A 285-nucleotide genomic window follows, 5' to 3' on the forward strand; every position below is an offset into this window, starting at 1 on the left:
ATTTTGACTGTGGACTTATGATTTCAGCGAGCCACAATCCATACTATGATAATGGCATCAAGGTAATCAACAGCGAAGGTCATAAGATGGATGCTGAGGTTGAGGCAAAGATCGAGGCTTATATCGATGGAGAGATTGATGAAATCCCGCTGGCAACAAAAGAGAACATTGGCCGTACAGTTGACTATGCAGCAGGAAGAAACCGTTATATCGGTCATCTGATCTCTCTCGCAACACGTTCTTTCAAGGATATGAGAGTCGGACTTGACTGTGCGAATGGTAGTG

1 pseudogene is annotated in these 285 nt (G+C 44.2%); it reads left to right on the forward strand.

Annotation, left to right across the window (positions count from 1 at the left end):
• Positions 1-285: pseudogene (locus LI162_RS15385) on the forward strand (phosphoglucosamine mutase); the annotation flags it as partial.

This window comes from Mediterraneibacter sp. 210702-DFI.3.120, from assembly GCF_020561005.1.
GTDB classification, from domain to species: domain Bacteria; phylum Bacillota; class Clostridia; order Lachnospirales; family Lachnospiraceae; genus Mediterraneibacter; species Mediterraneibacter faecis.